General features: G+C 36.2%; 20 protein-coding genes. 13 read left to right on the top strand and 7 right to left on the bottom strand.

Annotation, left to right across the window (positions count from 1 at the left end):
- Positions 1–120 precede the first annotated feature (120 nt).
- Together AC3IS5_RS20370 and rluF are read right to left on the bottom strand one after the other, a co-directional pair.
- The gene (locus AC3IS5_RS20370) at positions 121–840 is read right to left on the bottom strand and encodes a DUF6904 family protein (protein ID WP_489425989.1); all 720 of its coding nucleotides are present in this window, start codon (positions 838–840) and stop codon (positions 121–123) included.
- 37 nt (positions 841–877) lie between these two features.
- On the bottom strand, positions 878–1,582 hold the full coding sequence (gene rluF, locus AC3IS5_RS20365) for a 23S rRNA pseudouridine(2604) synthase RluF (RefSeq protein WP_489425988.1): 705 nt from the start codon (positions 1,580–1,582) through the stop codon (positions 878–880).
- Positions 1,583–1,796: 214 nt separating this feature from the next.
- Here rluF and adh point away from each other — a divergent pair, with 214 nt between their 5' ends.
- Positions 1,797–3,317: an aldehyde dehydrogenase gene (adh, locus tag AC3IS5_RS20360; protein WP_489425987.1), complete on the top strand. Its 1,521-nt coding sequence runs from the start codon at positions 1,797–1,799 to the stop codon at positions 3,315–3,317.
- A gap of 18 nt (positions 3,318–3,335) precedes the next feature.
- The gene (locus AC3IS5_RS20355) at positions 3,336–3,698 is read left to right on the top strand and encodes a DUF779 domain-containing protein (protein ID WP_390395045.1); all 363 of its coding nucleotides are present in this window, start codon (positions 3,336–3,338) and stop codon (positions 3,696–3,698) included.
- A 48-nt stretch (positions 3,699–3,746) separates the two neighbouring features.
- On the opposite strand, the gene AC3IS5_RS20350 is transcribed toward AC3IS5_RS20355, so the two are convergent.
- Positions 3,747–4,571 (bottom strand): AAC(3) family N-acetyltransferase, encoded by an 825-nt coding sequence (locus tag AC3IS5_RS20350; protein ID WP_489425986.1) that lies wholly within the window; start codon positions 4,569–4,571, stop codon positions 3,747–3,749.
- A gap of 92 nt (positions 4,572–4,663) precedes the next feature.
- Between AC3IS5_RS20350 and AC3IS5_RS20345 the strand changes: the two genes are divergently transcribed.
- The 3 genes from AC3IS5_RS20345 to AC3IS5_RS20335 all read left to right on the top strand — a co-directional run bounded on the left by AC3IS5_RS20345 (position 4,664) and on the right by AC3IS5_RS20335 (position 7,864).
- Positions 4,664–5,647, top strand: a complete 984-nt coding sequence (locus AC3IS5_RS20345) for a DUF4003 family protein (RefSeq protein ID WP_489425985.1) — start codon at positions 4,664–4,666, stop codon at positions 5,645–5,647.
- A gap of 75 nt (positions 5,648–5,722) precedes the next feature.
- Positions 5,723–7,150 (top strand): aldehyde dehydrogenase family protein, encoded by a 1,428-nt coding sequence (locus AC3IS5_RS20340; RefSeq protein ID WP_489425984.1) that lies wholly within the window; start codon positions 5,723–5,725, stop codon positions 7,148–7,150.
- Between the two features lie 237 nt (positions 7,151–7,387).
- Entirely contained in the window at positions 7,388–7,864 is a 477-nt protein-coding gene (locus tag AC3IS5_RS20335) for an acyl-CoA thioesterase (protein ID WP_489425983.1), read from the top strand.
- Between the two features lie 48 nt (positions 7,865–7,912).
- Here AC3IS5_RS20335 and AC3IS5_RS20330 read toward each other — a convergent pair whose 3' ends face one another.
- On the bottom strand, positions 7,913–8,524 hold the full coding sequence (locus tag AC3IS5_RS20330; RefSeq protein ID WP_489425982.1) for a histidine phosphatase family protein: 612 nt from the start codon (positions 8,522–8,524) through the stop codon (positions 7,913–7,915).
- 105 nt (positions 8,525–8,629) lie between these two features.
- Here AC3IS5_RS20330 and AC3IS5_RS20325 point away from each other — a divergent pair, with 105 nt between their 5' ends.
- From AC3IS5_RS20325 to AC3IS5_RS20300, 6 genes are all read left to right on the top strand, one after another.
- Positions 8,630–9,577: a hypothetical protein gene (locus tag AC3IS5_RS20325; RefSeq protein ID WP_489425981.1), complete on the top strand. Its 948-nt coding sequence runs from the start codon at positions 8,630–8,632 to the stop codon at positions 9,575–9,577.
- Between the two features lie 146 nt (positions 9,578–9,723).
- Positions 9,724–10,503, top strand: coding sequence for a hypothetical protein (locus AC3IS5_RS20320; RefSeq protein ID WP_489425980.1), 780 nt, complete (start codon positions 9,724–9,726; stop codon positions 10,501–10,503).
- Positions 10,500–10,865, top strand: coding sequence for a GntR family transcriptional regulator (locus AC3IS5_RS20315; RefSeq protein ID WP_489425979.1), 366 nt, complete (start codon positions 10,500–10,502; stop codon positions 10,863–10,865). Before AC3IS5_RS20320 ends, AC3IS5_RS20315 begins: the two co-directional genes overlap by 4 nt.
- 2 nt (positions 10,866–10,867) lie before the next feature.
- Entirely contained in the window at positions 10,868–11,578 is a 711-nt protein-coding gene (locus tag AC3IS5_RS20310) for an ABC transporter ATP-binding protein (protein ID WP_489425978.1), read from the top strand.
- On the top strand, positions 11,568–12,491 hold the full coding sequence (locus AC3IS5_RS20305; protein ID WP_489425977.1) for an ABC transporter ATP-binding protein: 924 nt from the start codon (positions 11,568–11,570) through the stop codon (positions 12,489–12,491). The genes AC3IS5_RS20310 and AC3IS5_RS20305 overlap by 11 nt, the downstream gene beginning before the upstream one ends.
- Positions 12,469–13,467: a DUF2705 family protein gene (locus AC3IS5_RS20300; protein ID WP_489425976.1), complete on the top strand. Its 999-nt coding sequence runs from the start codon at positions 12,469–12,471 to the stop codon at positions 13,465–13,467. Before AC3IS5_RS20305 ends, AC3IS5_RS20300 begins: the two co-directional genes overlap by 23 nt.
- 168 nt (positions 13,468–13,635) lie before the next feature.
- On the opposite strand, the gene AC3IS5_RS20295 is transcribed toward AC3IS5_RS20300, so the two are convergent.
- Positions 13,636–14,946, bottom strand: a complete 1,311-nt coding sequence (locus AC3IS5_RS20295; protein WP_489425975.1) for a protoglobin domain-containing protein — start codon at positions 14,944–14,946, stop codon at positions 13,636–13,638.
- Positions 14,947–15,269: 323 nt separating this feature from the next.
- On the opposite strand from AC3IS5_RS20295, the gene AC3IS5_RS20290 reads away from it, so the two are divergent.
- Entirely contained in the window at positions 15,270–15,473 is a 204-nt protein-coding gene (locus tag AC3IS5_RS20290; RefSeq protein WP_489425974.1) for a hypothetical protein, read from the top strand.
- Between the two features lie 40 nt (positions 15,474–15,513).
- Here the strand turns inward: AC3IS5_RS20290 and corA are convergent, their stop codons facing one another.
- Both corA and AC3IS5_RS20280 read right to left on the bottom strand, forming a co-directional pair.
- Positions 15,514–16,476 carry a magnesium/cobalt transporter CorA gene (gene corA, locus AC3IS5_RS20285; protein ID WP_489425973.1) on the bottom strand — a complete coding sequence of 321 codons (963 nt, stop codon included), beginning with the start codon at positions 16,474–16,476 and terminating at the stop codon, positions 15,514–15,516.
- A gap of 142 nt (positions 16,477–16,618) precedes the next feature.
- Positions 16,619–16,888, bottom strand: a complete 270-nt coding sequence (locus AC3IS5_RS20280) for a hypothetical protein (RefSeq protein ID WP_489425972.1) — start codon at positions 16,886–16,888, stop codon at positions 16,619–16,621.
- 150 nt (positions 16,889–17,038) lie between these two features.
- Here AC3IS5_RS20280 and AC3IS5_RS20275 point away from each other — a divergent pair, with 150 nt between their 5' ends.
- The gene (locus AC3IS5_RS20275; protein ID WP_489425971.1) at positions 17,039–17,344 is read left to right on the top strand and encodes a magnetosome magnetite crystal formation protein family; all 306 of its coding nucleotides are present in this window, start codon (positions 17,039–17,041) and stop codon (positions 17,342–17,344) included.
- The last annotated feature ends 197 nt before the right edge of the window (positions 17,345–17,541 follow it).

Raw genomic sequence — 17,541 nt, 5'->3', positions numbered from 1 at the left:
CTACTAGTGAATTTAGTAGCCTTACGTACTTTCTAAACAAGCTAAATGCCCAGCGCTGGAAAATGAATCGTTACGATAATACATTATTGCCTGTGCAATTTGCGCCTTCCATATGTTGAATTACCATTTAATTTCTTTAGGGTATTTTAAGGGTAGCTTCATTTTATGAATGGGGCTTTTGGTAATGCTGGCTGTTTCTAGTAATTGTTTCTTTAATACGAGGTATTCAGTGTCTTCAAATGCAATTTTATAAGCAAAATTTAATAAATTTGATTGTCTTTCTTCTGGTGTCATCTCGATGAATTTCAGGTTTAAGAGATCTATATATTGAACAGCATATTCTGCTATAGATGTTTGATGAACTTGAAGCATATTCATGAAAAGTTTGAAATCACTGGTATTCATTGAATTTTTCAGACAGTCGATTACATTGGCTTGGAATTTCCGAATGGTAGCCATATGTAGATTCCACGCATGACCATTGTTATGTTCTTGTTGTAATCGGTCTAATTCATTTAGAGCGATTGTTGTGAAAAGTAACTCAGGCCACAATACTTCAACTGATAGATATACATTTTGTTCGGGAATAATGACATTCTGTGATTTTATAATGTCTTTGTGCATACCATTTTTGACGAACTCGATATTATACTTACCTTGAGCAGCAAGCCTTATATCGTAGCAGACACCTAAAATCCTAATGCAAACGCCTTCATAGGAGGATTGTAGATCGTCAAGAGTCGTGATGTGGTGCAGTGCATAGACAAGCTCTTCGAAGTCCCAAAAGTCGCCACTAATGCGGGCACCAGTCAAATTTTCTGTACTCTTGATTGAAATCATTGTCTAGCCCTCCCAAATATCTATCATTTTCATTAAATTAATTTTTAGGTTTATAATTCAGTAAACGAAATAGCTCTGAGCTTTCTTTTTCAGTTAGGTCACGCCATTCACCGACACGTAGGCTATCGAGTTCAATATTCATAATACGAATGCGCTGTAAGCTTGTTACGGCATAGCCTAAAGATGAACACATTCTACGGATTTGGCGGTTTAAGCCTTGGGTTAAAATGATTTTAAAAGTGTTGCTAGATAATTTTTCAACTTTACAAGGTAACGTAGTAGTATCTAAAATATCTACGCCTTCAGCCATTCTCTTTAAGAAGTGAGTAGTGATAGGTTGATCCACTTTAACAATATATTCTTTTTCATGTTTGTTTTCAGAGCGTAATATCTCATTTACAATATCGCCATCATTTGTTAATAATATAAGTCCTTCTGAATCTTTATCTAATCGACCTATATGGAAAATTCGTAGTGGATGGTTGACGAAGTCTACGATATTTCCTTTAATATGTTTTTCTGTTGTACTTGTTATACCAACTGGTTTGTTTAATTTAATGTATACAAATTGATTTTGTTTACCGACTGGTTTGCCGTCTACACAGACTTTATCTCCGTCTTCTACTTGGCTCCCTAAAGTTGCCGGTTCACCATTAATCGTTACTTTACCCTCTGCTATCCATTTGTCAGCTCCACGTCTTGAAACGATTCCTGCTTCGCTTAAATACTTATTTATACGCATAATCTTCCACCTTTTTTTGAGTAATATAATTATACATGATAGCATAAATTCTTTTCAGAAAAATTGAGCTCTCTAGGTTGTAATTTATTCTAATATAAGGGAATATAGTTATTGTAGACAACCACTTGAATGATAGAATATATATTCAAAAAATGTAAATGTAAGCGTATTCTATGTGGGCGGTTTTAAATTATTGCAAAAGGGGAGATAAATAATGATTTATGCTAATCCTAATACTGAAGGTGCTTTAGTCAACTTTAAAGAGCAATATGAAAACTTTATTGGAGGCGAATGGGTAGCACCAGTAAATGGTCAATATTTTGAGAACGTATCACCAGTAACAGGGCAAGTGTTTACAAAAGTAGCACGCTCAACTTCTGAAGATATTGAACTTGCATTAGACGCGGCACATGCAGCAAAAGATAGTTGGGGGACTACTTCTGTTACTGAACGTGCGCGTATTTTAAATAAAATCGCTGATCGTATAGAAGAAAACCTGGAACTTTTAGCGGTAGCTGAGAGTTGGGATAATGGTAAAGCTGTACGTGAAACATTAAATGCGGATTTACCATTGGCGATTGATCATTTCAGATATTTCGCTGGTGCTATCCGAGCTCAAGAAGGTTCAATTAGTCAAATTGATAATGATACAGTAGCATATCATTTCCATGAGCCAATCGGCGTTGTTGGACAAATTATCCCTTGGAATTTCCCTATATTAATGGGTGTTTGGAAAATGGCTCCAGCATTAGCGGCAGGAAACTGTATCGTTTTAAAACCAGCTGAGCAAACACCAACATCAATCCTTGTATTATTAGAATTAATCCAAGATCTATTACCAGCAGGCGTATTAAATGTTGTTAATGGATTTGGTTTAGAAGCAGGTAAACCACTTGCTACAAGTACACGAATTGGTAAAATTGCTTTTACTGGTGAAACGACTACTGGTCGTTTAATTATGCAATATGCAACACAAAATTTAATTCCTGTTACTCTTGAGCTTGGTGGTAAATCACCAAATATTTTCTTTGAAGATGTTATGGATCAAGATGATGCATTTTTAGATAAAGCGGTTGAAGGTTTTGTTATGTTTGCCCTAAACCAAGGTGAAGTATGTACATGTCCTTCACGCGCTTTAATCCAAGAGTCTATTTATGATAGATTCATAGAAAAAGCATTAAAACGTGTTGCTGAGATTAAGATTGGTAATCCTCTTGATACCGATGTCATGATGGGCGCTCAAGCTTCTCAAGAGCAACTTGAGAAAATCCTTTCATACATTGATATTGGTAAGCAAGAAGGTGCAGAGTGCTTAATCGGTGGCGGTCAAAACGAACTTGATGGTGAACTTGCAACTGGTTATTACGTAAAACCAACTGTCTTTAAAGGAAATAACAAAATGCGCATTTTCCAAGAAGAAATTTTTGGACCGGTGCTTTCAGTGACAACTTTCAAAGACAAAGCAGAGGCGCTTGAAATTGCAAATGATACTCTATATGGACTAGGTGCAGGTGTTTGGTCCCGTGATATGAATACGGCTTACCGCATGGGTCGTGGAATCCAAGCAGGTCGTGTTTGGACAAACACATATCACCAATACCCAGCACATGCTGCATTTGGTGGGTATAAATTATCTGGTATTGGCCGTGAAAATCACAAAATGATGCTAGATCATTACCAACAAACTAAAAACTTACTAGTTAGTTACGCTGAAGGCGCACAAGGATTCTTCTAAGAAAGGTGTGTTCGGAACATGGTAGTACGTGTTATCGCAACAGATGAGGCGTTAGCGTTAATCGACTTGCTTAAAAGTAAACATGGACCTATCATGTTCCACCAATCAGGTGGATGCTGTGATGGTTCCTCACCGATGTGCTATGCAGAGGGAGATTTGATCCTAGGAGATGTCGATGTACTTCTTGGTTCAATAGGAGAAGTTCCTTTCTATATGCACGAAAGCCAATATGATTATTGGAAGCATACTCAGCTTATTATTGATGTTGTGAATGGGCGTGGAGGCATGTTTTCCCTTGAAGGTGTTGAAGGTAAACGTTTTTTAACACGTTCGCGAGCGTTTACTGAAGAAGAATATACAGAAGTGAAAAAGCTTTTATAAAAGAAAAGGGTCTCTAGCTACTTCATGCTAGAGACCCTTTTCTTTTTCTTATTCTTCAGGAGTTTTAGCATGATCATTTAGCCAAATTGTACCGTATTCAATAAGTGGTTTCATTGCAATAACTTTAGTGATGGCTTGTCCTAATTTCCCATAATGTACATGTTCAGAATGCGCCTTTTCAAATGAGTTACCAATCTCAAGGAAGCGGTCTGAATCTACATTGAGCATATCAAAGGTAACCCATTGGCGCTTACCTTCAATCAACATAGCCGCCCCTTGAGGAGATGTGTTTTGTACATCTGCAAGGTACTCTGATAAATGAAGTGCTGTACAAGAATCATAATCAACACCAATCAATAAAATCTTCATATTGTGTTGAAGCATTTTACCAAGAGGTGATGCAAGTCCAAATGAGCTTTCAATTGGATGCGAACTCATCCATTCTTTTGCATTTGACCCCCAGGCCATAAATGAATGTGCTGGATGCATGCTACGAACTGTTGAGGGGTGCCTTAGAAAGCATTCGGCTATTTTCCCCATACCGCGTAAAGGAGATAGATACGGATTATAAGCTGGCATTGAATCACGAATTGCTTGATGCCAGGGCTCTGGTACAGGTGGTAGAGCCCAATATGATGGTTCAGAATTGGTAGCAGATTGGGAGGGCATAACGATTGTGCCTTTATCAGTTATGCTCTCCATCAAAGCCTCAATTACGGCCTGTTCAGCACCTGTAATCCAACCCATTTTGCTAAGGGAAGAGTGAACAATTATAGAATCACCCGCATGTATTCCAAGTTCTTGGAGTTGTACTTTTAACGTGCCTTTTGATTGAAAGATATTCGTTTGTTGTATGACATCAAATTCTGTCATGCTACTCACCTCACTCGTAAATTATTTACATTATATCAAAATGAAACCGATCATTAAGCGGTACGTAAAAATTAAAAAAGGAGATGGATAATATGGAAGTGCTGAAAGTGAAGCGGGATATACAAGATACATATGAAAGATTGAAAAATGCCGTGAGTTGGGGTGTAGATAAACGCTTTTTAATTTCTATAGCTAGCTATTATGTTACAACTGGGCGTACTTTTGATGCAAAACGATTCTTAGAAATATCAGATGAAATTAAAGCACAGACAAAATTATTATCACCCTTAAGATCCCATATTCGTCATAGTATGGTTGCTTTCTTAGATAGTACAGATGAGATGCCAAGTACAGCAGTTGGGCAATTAATAGCACGTGAAGAGGCCTTGAAGCAAGTAGGATTTAAGCGGTCGATGTATTCCTATTTAGCCGCTCTTTTTATAAATGGTGATGTTATACCAGAAGAGGAGCAAGTAATAAGGGGGAAAGAGCTTTATGATGCAATTCGAAAGCATCATCCGTTTCTTACATCACATGAAGATATTCCATTTGCTGTGCTACTAAGTAAACAAGAAGGTGATATACAAGAACGCGCTACGACAATGAATGATTATTTTAAGGATTTAAAGGGGAATCATTTTTATAGTAGTAATGAATTACAATGGACGTCACAAATTATGACCATTACAAACGCTAGATATAACTTCCAACTTGTAGAAAATGTGTTATATGTACGTGATTATTTAAAAAAAGCGGGTATTAAAGTAAAGAAATCGCATTATATGATAATCGGTTTGTTGGGAGCTATCGGTGCGAAAGATGAACTCCTACAGCAAATTGTTGATGTCTATTATGACCTTGAACAGATGAAGCTCTTTAAATGGGGTTATAAAGAGATGATTTTACCTATTGCGGTTCAACTTGAAACAAAACATTTAATCGAAACACAAACTGGAACGACAATGACAGTACTCACATCCATAGAATCTATTTTACAGGCCCAGCAAGCTGCAATGATTTCAACCGCTGTAATTGTTAGTGCATCTACTGCAGCAAATAGCAATGGTGGTAATTAACCGCCCACCTGCACCGGGTCAAAAAAATAGTGATAATATGGAAGGCATAGTGAACTACATATAGGAGGACTTAAAATGGAATATAAGAAACTTTGGATAGATGGTAAATGGGAAGATACAGTAGAAAGCTATGAACTACAATCTCCTTATAGTGGCGAAGTAATTGCTAAAGTGGCAAAGGCAACACCAGCAGATGTGAAACGGGCTATTGAGGGCGCACATAATGCTTTTCAATCTTATAAAAAAACAACGGCATACGAAAGAGCAGAAATTTTATATCGTGTTGTTGAAATTATGCGTAGACGTCGTGAGGAATTAGCAGAAATTTTGACATTAGAGGCGGGAAAACCGATTACAGCTAGCTTAGGTGAGTTGGATCGTACTATTGCAACGTATCAATTTGCTGCAGAGGAAGCAAAACAACTACATGGTGTAACGGTACCGATGGATGCAGCACCAGGGGTAACGAATCGAATCGGTTGGACGAAGCGCGTACCACTTGGTGTGGTCGCTGCTATTACGCCTTTTAACTTTCCATTTAATTTGGTAGCACATAAATTAGGACCAGCTTTTGCTGTAGGAAATGCGGTTGTCTTAAAGCCGGCATCTCAAACGCCATTAAGCAGTATTGTGATGGCAGAAATTTTTAAAGAAGCGGGTTTACCAGACGGTGTGCTTCAAATTGTTACAGGTAGCGGCAGTGAGCTTAGTGAGGAGCTTGTTACAAATTCAGCAGTAAAAAAAGTAACTTTTACTGGCAGTGGAGCTGTTGGATTGAAAATCAAAGAACAGGTTGGCTTACGTAAAATCACACTCGAACTTGGTTCAAATGCGGGGCTAATCATAGAGCCAAGTGCACCGATTGAAAAAATTGTAGGACGCTGTGTGAACGGTGCATTCGGTTTTGCAGGGCAAGTTTGTATTTCATTACAACGCATTTTTGTTCATGAATCGATTTACGATGAATTTACAAAGACGTTTGTGGCAGAAACAAAAAAATTAAAAGTGGGAGATCCGTTTGATAAATCGACGGATGTCAGCGCAATGATTAATCCGAAAGAAGTAACAAGAATTACAGAGTGGATAGAAGAAGCAAAAACTCAAGGGGCAATCGTTGCAACTGGCGGAACATTCACTGAACGTATGTTGACACCAACCGTCATGACGAATGTCGAAACAGATATGAAAGTAGTTTGTCAAGAAGTATTTGCACCTATTGTGTCGATTGTTCCATATGAAACATTCGACAAAGCGATCGAGTTATTAAATGCATCTGACCTTGGTTTGAATGCAGGTATTTTCACAAATAAGCTAGACGATGCTATGCGTGCAGCCGAGGAATTAGAAGCAGGATCTGTAATTATTAACGATATTCCCACATTCCGTACAGATAATATGCCATATGGTGGCGTGAAAATGAGTGGGTATGGTCGTGAAGGAGTTAAATTTGCAGTTGAAGGAATGACAGAATTGAAATTTATTACGGTAAATACTGTTCTTTAAAATAACATAATGATCCTTTGTAGAATACGAATGGCTTTATCTGGAGAAGCTATGAAATGAAATCTACAAAGGATCATTAGTTTATTAAGAAAGTTTTCCTTAGGATATTTTAAGTTAGTAAACGGTCATTAATGATTTTAAATATTATTTTAATCTCAATTGTAGAAAAATAAACGCATTAACTTTAAAATAACATTAGCGTGAGAAAACAAAATGATCTAGGAGCGTGTTTTGAAAATGACAGAAGCAATTCCAATGAAACAGTCTCGTACTATACAATCGAGATTAGTCTTGCCCCCAGATACAAATCATATGAATTCTATTTTTGGTGGGAAAGTTTTAGCTTATATTGACGAAATTGCTGCAATTACATCAATGAAGCATGCAAAAAGTGCTGTTGTGACCGCTTCTATTGATTCAGTTGATTTCGTATCACCCGCTCATGTAGGTGATGTTTTAGAACTAGAAAGTATAGTGACTTCTACTGGCCGATCTTCTATGGAAGTGTATGTACGTGTAATTTCTCGTGATCTATTAACAGGAGAACAAAAATTAACTACGGAATCATTTGTAACAATGGTTGCAGTTGATGAAAATGGTAAACCTATTCCTGTGCCCGGAGTGTTCCCAGAAACAGAAGCGGAAAAACGATTATTCGATACTGGTCCTGCACGTCGCGAGCATCGTAAAGCGAAGCGTTTAATGCCACACTGATAATAAACCGTCCTTCATGCATGAAACCATGTATGAAGGACGGTTTTTTTATTCAAAATGTGAAGTGTCTCCAACTATTTTAAAGGTTGCTTTTCCATCATTATCTATTTCAACAACGGTTAAGCTCGTACCGTGAATAAAAGGAGGATCCCAAAGAGAATTTAATGGATTCCCTTTAAAATAATTAATAAGTAATTTTTTCACAACACTATGTGTAACGATTAAGACATTTCCTTCTGGATCTGCTTCAATTATTCGATTTAAAACTGAAAGAACTCGCTTTTCAACATCGTGGAAACTTTCCCCAGATGTAGGTTTGAACTGCTCAGGTTGCTCATAATAAGCAACGTACTGGTCGGGGAATGTGGACTCAATATTACTTAAAGTCATCCCTTGCCATTCTCCCGCATTAATCTCTCGCAAATCTTCGTCTAAAATGGTTGTCACTTCGCGTCCCTTTAAAAGAATTTCTGCAGTTTGTACAGCGCGTCCGCTTGGACTAATATAGGCTGCTGATAAAGGAATATTCTTTAATCTATGAGCTAATTTCTTAGCATCTTGATGTCCTTTTTCTGTTAAAGGAGAGTCAGACCAACCTTGCATCCTCTTTGCTACATTCCACTCTGTTTGTCCATGTCTTGTTATATATAAAGTAACCAAAAGATCACCCTCTCACAATTATTCTTTTAGTTTATCAAAATAAATGAAACCATTTCATTAACTTTTTCGTATGTTAATAAAAGGTAATTATGGGAGGTCAGGTAAATGTTGCAACAAATAGATGGTCGACAAGCAGAATTAAAGCTTGAAATGGATAAGAGAGATAAAGTTTTGCGTCGTCAAATTACGCTTCAAGAACAGCTTGAAGAGATAGGTAGACGTTCAGAAAGATATTATAGAAAGTTACAGAAAGAGACAAAGGATGTCGATAAACTAGATCGATTTTCGTTTTTAAATATGTTTAGAACTTGGACAGGCAAGCAGGATGAAATTCGTTTAAAGGAATTGTCGGAAATGGCAGCAGCCGAAGCAAAATGGCGTGAGGCTGAGAAGATGAAAGAGATTTTACAAGTTGATTTAGCAGAGATACAGACAGAACTTAATAATCCTAGATGGCAAAATATTGACGACAGATGGTATGCGATTATTAAGGAAAAGGAAGATTTTATTTTCAAAAATAATTTACCAGAGTGTCGTCTATTGGGAGACTTGTATGAAGAAAGAACGTTACTAACGACTTTAAGTTGGGAAATTAAAGAAGCAATGAAAGCTGGGGACGTAGCGAAGAGATCACTACAATTTGCACTAAAACGATTAGATAATGCTGAAGGCTACTCTACATGGGATACGTTTTTAGGAGGTGGTTTTATTGCGACTGCTTTAAAACACGGTGAATTAGATGATACCGAAAATGCTATACATAAAGCACAGGTCGCACTTCAAAATTTTCAAACAGAATTATTAGATGTGAGGGAAATTCAAGCTGGAAATTTACAAGTCGAAAGAGGCTCATTTATAACATTTGCGGATTATATGTTTGATGATATCTTCTCTGAATGGTCATTGCATTCGCGTATTAAATCATCACAAAAGCATGTAGAACAAACATTGAATCAAGTGATTGCTACTTGTGATGAACTTTGTAAACGTTTCGAAATGACAGAGGAGAAAGAAACGCAAATTCAAAAAGAAATTGATGCTATTTTAGGGTGAATTAAACTTAGTCATAGCAAGGTATGGAGCGTTTAAATGAATAACATTTTGACAAGGTTTTATGTAATTAAAATACAATAACACTTGCATTTTCCTTTTTTAGGTGTACTATGTAACTAGTACACTGGAACATGCGAGGGATACTTATGAAAAAATGGAAAGGCCTATTTCAAAGAGAGTGGTTATTATATCGTTCTTGGATATGGGGAGTTATATTGGCAACTGTGGTAACAATTTTTCTGATACCAGTAGGACTAACGAAAATGTTCGACTGGGATGGGATGTATGTGGAAATCGCACTTGTGTTGACAGGTATATGGGTGCTCTTACAGAGTTTTATCGTATTGATCCAATTCTGTATCAGTCTAAATCAAGATGCTAAAAGAATAGATGTGTGGTTACATACACCTGCTACGACGGGGCAAATTTTAAGCTCTAAAATTGCTTTTAGTATCCTTTTTGAAATTGTTGTGTTTACTGTATTGGGTGTATTGGGTATTACTTTGCTAGTCACTAGCCATATAGCTGAATTAGGAGAGCTAATTTTACTTGGGATGCAACTTCTACTTCTACTCGTGCCAAACTCGTTGTTTATGTTTGTTGTCGTGTTATTGTTATGGATTTTCCATATGAAAATGAGATATTACACAGGAAAATTTACTGGGTTTATTACCGTGATTGTTGGAATTATGGCCTCTTCACTTTGGTCAAAAATGTTAGAGCTAGCATGGATGAAAAAGTGGCTTAATACGATTGAAATCAAATCGACTGAAGTTGAGAAAGTGGTACCAAAGATTACTGGTATCCCAGGCGCACTAGAAATTCAAAATCTTTATTTAGGTACTGTCCTATTTTATGCCATCGTAACAATTCTCTTCTACGTTATAGCGTTAAAGTGGTTCGACCGAGGAGTTGAACAACGATGAGTTTAGATTTTTTGAAGGATAAACCAATTTATCAACAGCTTGTAGATCGTATATGCGGTGATATTATTCGTGGAAGCTTAAAATCGGGAGATCGTCTTCCATCAGTTCGGGAATATGCTGTTGAAGCCGGGGTTAATGCGAATACAATGCAGCGTGTATACAAGGAGTTGGAGCAAATGGATATTACGGAAACGAAGCGTGGTCAAGGTACATTCGTAACGGAAAACCGTGAGCGACTAGCTGAACTACGCGAAAAGATGAAGCTAGGATTAGTTGAAAGCTTCATTCACAACATGGAGTCATTAGGTTTTACTCAAAGAGAAATGATAGAGGTACTGCAATCAAAGGAACGAGGTGAGTAAGTATGATTGCAGTTGATAAAATCTCAAAAAAATATGGCGAAAAAACTGTATTATCCGATGTTTCTTTTACCATTCCAAAAGGGAAAATTATTGGATTAGCTGGAGAAAATGGTAGTGGTAAATCTACACTGCTAAAAATTATTGCTGGTTTATTACATCCTACGAGTGGAAGAGTACAGCTAGATGGTAGAAGGGCAAATCGAGGAAGTGCTGAGTACATCGCTTACTTACCTGACTTGGATTTATTTTACCCATACTTTACGGGAGAAGAACTTTTCCGTTATTACGACACGCAATTTGTAGATTTCCATTATGACAAAGCTTGTATTGTGGCGCAATTTTTGAACATTCCATTAGATGTAAAACTAAAGAATATGTCAAAGGGTAGTCGTGGTCGTGTGAAGATGGCAGCTACACTAGGGCGAGGTGCATCTTATTATTTAATGGATGAACCATTCTCTGGTTTTGACCCACTTGTACGCGAGAATTTGATTAAAGGGCTAATTCAATTTACAGATTCAGAAACACAAACAATTTTTCTTTCTACACATGAAATTAGGGAAGTCGAGCCTTTGTTGGATAGTATTATCGTTCTTCAAAAAGGAAGAATTGTAGGTCAGGAAGAAATTGAAAACATCCGTGAAATATACAACCAAGATACGATTACATGGTTGAAAAATTTATTGAAGGAAGGTGACAAAGTTGGACAATAAACCAATTGTTGAACTGAAGAATTTATCAAAAACAATTAAAGGTAAGAAGATTATCCATGATTTAAATTTAGCTTTGTATCCCGGTCAAATTACGGGCTTTTTAGGACCAAATGGTGCAGGGAAAACAACAACAATCCGTATGATGGTAGGGCTTATGAAGCCGACGAGCGGTGAGGTTTTCATCGATGGGCAGTCGGTCCAAAGTCATTTTGAGGAAGCGATTAGCAAAGTAGGTGTAATCGTAGAAAACCCTGAGATGTATAAATACTTATCGGGCTATAAAAACTTGGAACATTTTGCGCGTATGAATAAAAACGTAACAAAAGAGAGAATTAATGAAGTTATTCGTCAAGTAGGTTTAGAAAATCGTATTCGTGAAAAGGTATCGACGTACTCTTTAGGGATGCGTCAACGTTTAGGTTTAGCACAGGCTTTGCTAAATAAGCCGAAGTTTTTAATATTAGATGAACCTACGAATGGATTGGATCCAGCAGGTATTCGAGAATTCCGTAACTACTTACGTAAAATTGCGGAAGAGGAAGGTGTCGCTGTTTTTGTATCAAGTCACTTACTCTCTGAAATAGAATTAATGTGTGACAGAATTGCAGTTATCCAAAATGGTAAGTTAATTGATATGCGTGAAATGAAAGATGATGAGCAGTCACATTATTATATTGAAACAGAACAAAATGCTAATATCACGACAGTCTTTGCTGATGCGGGTGTTGTTTTTGAACAGCATGAAAAGGGATGGCTCATACAGGCAGAGAAAACACAAATTCCAGCAATAGTGCAGTCACTTGTTGCAAGCGACATAAATATTTATACAGTAAATCCTTATCATAAAACATTAGAAGATCAATTCTTAGAAATGACAGGAGGTGGCCAAATTGCTGAAGCTAATTCAAAATGAGTGGATGAAATTATGGCGTAAAAAAGCCACTTGGATTATGTTAATCATGCTCATAGTCATAGTAATTGGTATGGCTGGGTTAAATAAATGGATATCCAGTAAGTATGGTTCTGAAGAGGGTTCAACTAATGGATCTGTGAAAATAGAGAATGCTGATGGGAAAGATGCACCAAAATTGACTTGGCAAGAACAGGAAAAGGTTGTTATTGCTGAGAATGACAAAATGCTAAAAGAAGATAGTCTATCTAAAGATGAAAAAGAAGATCTAATCGAGCAAAACAGTATTTCAGAATATCGCTTGAAGAATGATATTGCACCTGAAAATAACATGAGTACGGAAAGTTTTGTGTTAGGCTCTAGTGGTATGTTGTCGTTAGTTACTATGTTTGTTGTCGTTATTGCAGCCGGAATTGTGGCAATTGAGTTTTCGGAAGGTACAATTAAAATGTTATTAACGAGACCGGTAAAGCGATGGAAAATACTTACATCTAAGTTCGCGACAGTATTATTATTTGGGATAGTAATGGCAGCAGTCACATGGATTACCTCTACCATTATTGGTTTTATATTATTTGATACAAGTGGTGAAAGTTACTTAAAATGGAATGGCAGTGAAGTGGTAGAACAGTCAATTTGGCTACGCTCATTGTATTTATATTTGATTTCGTCAGTTAATATTTTCGTAACTGCAACATTTGCATTTATGATTGGATCTGTTTTCCGTTCTAATGCATTAGCAATTGGTATTTCAATGTTCTTATGGTTTATGGGAAGTACGATTGTTGTTTTCTTAAGCAAATATGAAATTGTGAAATATTTATTCTTCACTTATACGGATTTAATGCAGTTTGTAAATGGTTATGTGATAGTTGAAGGTACAACAATGACACTCGCCCTAACCGTGTTATCTGTTTACGTAATAATTTTCATGGCGATTAGTTATATTGTTTTTACCAAACGAGATGTTACAGCGTAATAGAGTCTAGTTAGATGGATAAATGATATCAGAAATGATGTGAATTATAGCAATCATTTTAGTTGGAGTTCTCTTTATATTTGGTGGTTTTTATGGAATAAAGAGATTTTATCAATAATATAAAACAGGCTGTTCACTATGAATTTCATAGCGAACAGCCTGTTTTTCTTAATTTAATTGGCTCGTAATTTCAATTAGATGGTCAGAAGATGCAGATACTTGAGCAGCTCCTTGGCTCAAATCCTCAAGCAAATGAGAAATACTAGTAATGTCTTTTGTTGTATTTTCATTTTTTTCCTTTATACCTGCAACCGCCTCTGCGATAATGTTGAATGATTGAGAAAGGGTATTTTGCATATCAACGCCTTTAGAGATTTGGACATCGACATCCTTAACGGAAATGGACATATTCTCAATGTTATTTTCGGTGTCTTTAATAAGAAGTGATACATTTCGAACAGCGCTCTTCGTTTCCTCAGCTAATTTACGTACTTCATCAGCTACAACAGCGAAGCCTTTACCATGTTCACCAGCACGAGCTGCCTCAATCGACGCATTTAATGCAAGCAAATTAGTTTGATCTGCAATGTCTGTTACTAGACGAACAATTTGTGTGATTTCATTAGAAGAAATACGTAGTCTATTCATTGTTTCATCTAATAAAGTGACGCTTGAAGACATTTTGTTCATCAATTTTGTTTGAGCATCTAATAGCTCTCTGCCACTATCAGATTTTTCCTGAGTAGAAGTTACGAACATTAAACCTTGTTGAGTTGATTGAGCAATGTCATCTGATTGGCTAGCTAAAGATTGCAGTGAAGCCGTTGTTTCTTGGCTAATAGCACTAAGCTCTTGTGCCGTGCTTTGAACTGAGATAACAACCTTTTGTTGCTTTTCGTCTATTTTCTCCCTGATACGGTCTTGTTCATTTTCATATGCCTCAATGACTAGTTGTTGTTCGAGATTTATTAATTTTGAAAATGCACTAATTGCTAAAGTCGATTCCTTCGCACTTAGTTCTAGATTATTAACAAAATGAATGAAAGAGGTAGTTAAAGATTGGAATGAATTAATATACCACTTTGATTGTAAGCCTATGCGAACGTGTACTTGTGCGATAATCTTGCGTTGTGCAATGTAATTATCATTAATATTACACTCAAACATTTCAGTTATGTGACGTGTTAATGTTACTTTTAATTTGTTGATTTCAGAATGCTTTTGAATAATACCCATTAAAGCGCCAGATTGGCTAATAGCTTCATAAAATTTTTCGACCATTTCGTTGATGAGATCCTGAGTTAATGGTTGTAGTTGTTTTAAAATGGCTAAATCTTGCTTAGTTAGATCTAATAATTGAAATTGTTTTTGTATATCAGGATGTCTAGTCACGTTTAAAGTAACTTGATTCATATAGTGTTCTGTTTGAAAATAGGGCTCATTTTCTTTTCTAGTTCTTCTCATTGTCCAAATTGACACGTCAATTTCTCCATTCTACTATAAGCGAAGTTTAGTTTATGATGATTCTATTCTACCATTTTTAATGTATCTATAGACATAACATAGATTTCTTTTTATTGAGAAATTAGTAATAATTAATTAATAAATAGGGAATTTTGAAGTTAATGTTGAAGGTATAAAGTAATGCATTGAGGATTTGATGGCACTGCGTATTGAAAAAGCTCTGTTAAAACTAATAAAGAGAAGTGAACAATCGATGTCACATATTATTTCACCGTGTTCTTGTAGGGTGTCCATGCTACAATAAAAGAAATGTCTCGAAGAAAAGGATGTATTGGTCAATGGATCGTAAGCGAGGAATGAAATTTGCGTTGCCAATTATGGCAGTTGTAGTGGTATCGGCATTGATGTTATTGAATAAGGATTATACAGACGTTCCTTTGAGCTCACGTATAATGATTGCTGTAGGTGCAGCATTATTTTCAGGTGCCATTTCTTTTGTGTTATTTGGTTTAAAAGATGCTAAAGATGATGAATTAAAGTAAAACGCAGACTCTCCTCAAATTGTGGGGAGCCTGCGTTTTTTTATGGTTTGAATAAGTCGAACCAACCTTTGTATTTAAACCAAACTAACATGGATACGGCAATAAGAAGCATAATAGCTAAAACGATAAAGTAGCTGTAATACCAATGTAATTCAGGCATATTTTCAAAGTTCATACCGTAAACACCTGCTATGAAGGTTAGCGGAATGAAAATAGATGAGATAATGGTCAAGATCATCATAATACCGTTCATGCGACTGGCATTCATAGACATATGACTATCCCGCATATCAGCGGTAAGTTCACGGTTTGATTCAACCATTTCTGTGAGCTTTATCAAATGGTCATGAATGTCGGCAAAGTAAGCACGTTCGGATTTGATCAATGTAAAGCGTTCGGAGTTTAAAATACGATATAAAAGGTCACGCATCGGTAAAATGGTACGACGTATATGAAGTAAATCACTACGCAAATCAAATACATAGCGCATAGATTTTGTGTTGCTTTGATAATTTAGCTCGTCCTCAATCGTATTTAAATGGTCTTCAATGTTGTAGACCATTGGGAAATAGCTATCTACGATTTTATCTATTGCTTGATAAGTGACGAAAATAGCACCACTTTTCCAATACTGTGGTTGATCATTTATTCGCGAACGGACAATATCAAATTCAGGAACTGGCGATTTATGAAAAGTCACAACAAATTTTTCGGAAACGAACATATTAACCTCTTCGGCTTCAAAGGTCTCTCCGTTTAACTTATGTGCAACTAAAAATTGGTAGTCGTCATAATAATCAAGTTTTGGTCGTTGTAATCGCAATAAACAGTCTTCAATAGCTAGTGGATGAAAGTGAAAGAATGTGTCTAGCAGTAGTTCTTCTTCCACAGTAGGTTCATCAAAATCAACCCAATACCATTCAAAAGAATTATTTCGTATTTCTTCTAGCGGAAAATCCATTTTTAGTTCTTGATTATTAGTAATGCCAAGGGTTCGAATCATAGATCGTCCTCATTTCAACTAGTGTATAACTATCCTCTCATAAACGGTATCGTATTGTCACGGGAAGACGTTGAATGAAACATAAGATAAATAATAAAGAGGGCGCTTATGCATAGCAGCCCTCTTTTATATTTTATGGTATTTAGTTATCACTTAGGAAAAGGCTTGATATAAATTTATCTCTATGACTTTTATCGGTTGAGTCTTCAATAGTATTCTGATCTTGATACAGGACATCAGACTCACTTATTGAATTGATGATTTTTATTTTATGCTCAATGGTTTTAGAGCATGAGGAAGTTTTAGATTCGCAATCATTTGAAAATGAATTTTTCAATAAACAATAAGGCATTGCAATGAAAATGATTAAGCATAGTGCGATGCTACCGATGAATAATAATGCTTTTTTCAAAGGAAAAACTCCTCCCTTTCTTATGTTACTTCAGAGGACGAATTGAAATAAAGAATGTTCCTCTTTTGATGAGGATATGAAACTAATGAATTTATGAATCGTATAAATAGAATAAGAAGTATATTAATTTATGAAAGTGAGTTGCTCTAAATGGAATCAAAAGGATTAAAAGTGATACTTCATGCAAGTGCCTTTTTTGCTCCGTGTTTAGTGCCAATCCTATTTTATATATTTATTGATGATAAACAAATTAAGCGTTTGTCCATCCAAGCGCTATTGTTCCAATTTGTTATGTGGGTATTAGTTATTGTATCAGGGATCTTTAGTTTTTTATTAATTGGACTTCCATTCTTAGTAGTCTTTTTGATTATAGGCGTTGTCGTTCCAGTAATAGGTATTGTGAAGGCTCTTAATGATACAGATTGGAATTACCCGATTGTTGGGAAATGGTATTAATACGAAAAAACCGCGATGGCAATTGCTGTCGCGGTTTTTTGTTTGGGCCGAATATTAGATAGGTGAAACGGGTATCTTGAGACAGTAGAATGCTTTTCGTGCAACTGTTACGATGGGATGTCTAAGACTTATGGTGTCTTCCTTAAAACGAGTGTTTTTAGTAATGCTTCGGCTTATCCAGTCCCAGCAAGACTCCG

This window comes from Viridibacillus sp. KH_047, from assembly GCF_057838945.1.
Note: the sequence above shows the minus strand (reverse complement) of the source record. Positions and strands in the feature narration are given on the sequence as shown.

Excerpts from the sequence above, each read along its gene's own strand:
- AC3IS5_RS20290 (WP_489425974.1), top strand. The coding sequence starts at position 15,270 with ATGGATCGTAAGCGAGGAATGAAATTTGCGTTGCCAATTATGGCAGTT.
- AC3IS5_RS20345 (WP_489425985.1), top strand. The coding sequence starts at position 4,664 with ATGGAAGTGCTGAAAGTGAAGCGGGATATACAAGATACATATGAAAGA.
- AC3IS5_RS20335 (WP_489425983.1), top strand. The coding sequence starts at position 7,388 with ATGACAGAAGCAATTCCAATGAAACAGTCTCGTACTATACAATCGAGA.
- AC3IS5_RS20320 (WP_489425980.1), top strand. The coding sequence starts at position 9,724 with ATGAAAAAATGGAAAGGCCTATTTCAAAGAGAGTGGTTATTATATCGT.
- AC3IS5_RS20310 (WP_489425978.1), top strand. The coding sequence starts at position 10,868 with ATGATTGCAGTTGATAAAATCTCAAAAAAATATGGCGAAAAAACTGTA.
- AC3IS5_RS20315 (WP_489425979.1), top strand. The coding sequence starts at position 10,500 with ATGAGTTTAGATTTTTTGAAGGATAAACCAATTTATCAACAGCTTGTA.
- corA (WP_489425973.1), bottom strand. The coding sequence starts at position 16,476 with ATGATTCGAACCCTTGGCATTACTAATAATCAAGAACTAAAAATGGAT.
- AC3IS5_RS20340 (WP_489425984.1), top strand. The coding sequence starts at position 5,723 with ATGGAATATAAGAAACTTTGGATAGATGGTAAATGGGAAGATACAGTA.
- AC3IS5_RS20325 (WP_489425981.1), top strand. The coding sequence starts at position 8,630 with ATGTTGCAACAAATAGATGGTCGACAAGCAGAATTAAAGCTTGAAATG.
- AC3IS5_RS20350 (WP_489425986.1), bottom strand. The coding sequence starts at position 4,571 with ATGACAGAATTTGATGTCATACAACAAACGAATATCTTTCAATCAAAA.
- adh (WP_489425987.1), top strand. The coding sequence starts at position 1,797 with ATGATTTATGCTAATCCTAATACTGAAGGTGCTTTAGTCAACTTTAAA.
- AC3IS5_RS20275 (WP_489425971.1), top strand. The coding sequence starts at position 17,039 with ATGGAATCAAAAGGATTAAAAGTGATACTTCATGCAAGTGCCTTTTTT.
- AC3IS5_RS20370 (WP_489425989.1), bottom strand. The coding sequence starts at position 840 with ATGATTTCAATCAAGAGTACAGAAAATTTGACTGGTGCCCGCATTAGT.
- rluF (WP_489425988.1), bottom strand. The coding sequence starts at position 1,582 with ATGCGTATAAATAAGTATTTAAGCGAAGCAGGAATCGTTTCAAGACGT.
- AC3IS5_RS20355 (WP_390395045.1), top strand. The coding sequence starts at position 3,336 with ATGGTAGTACGTGTTATCGCAACAGATGAGGCGTTAGCGTTAATCGAC.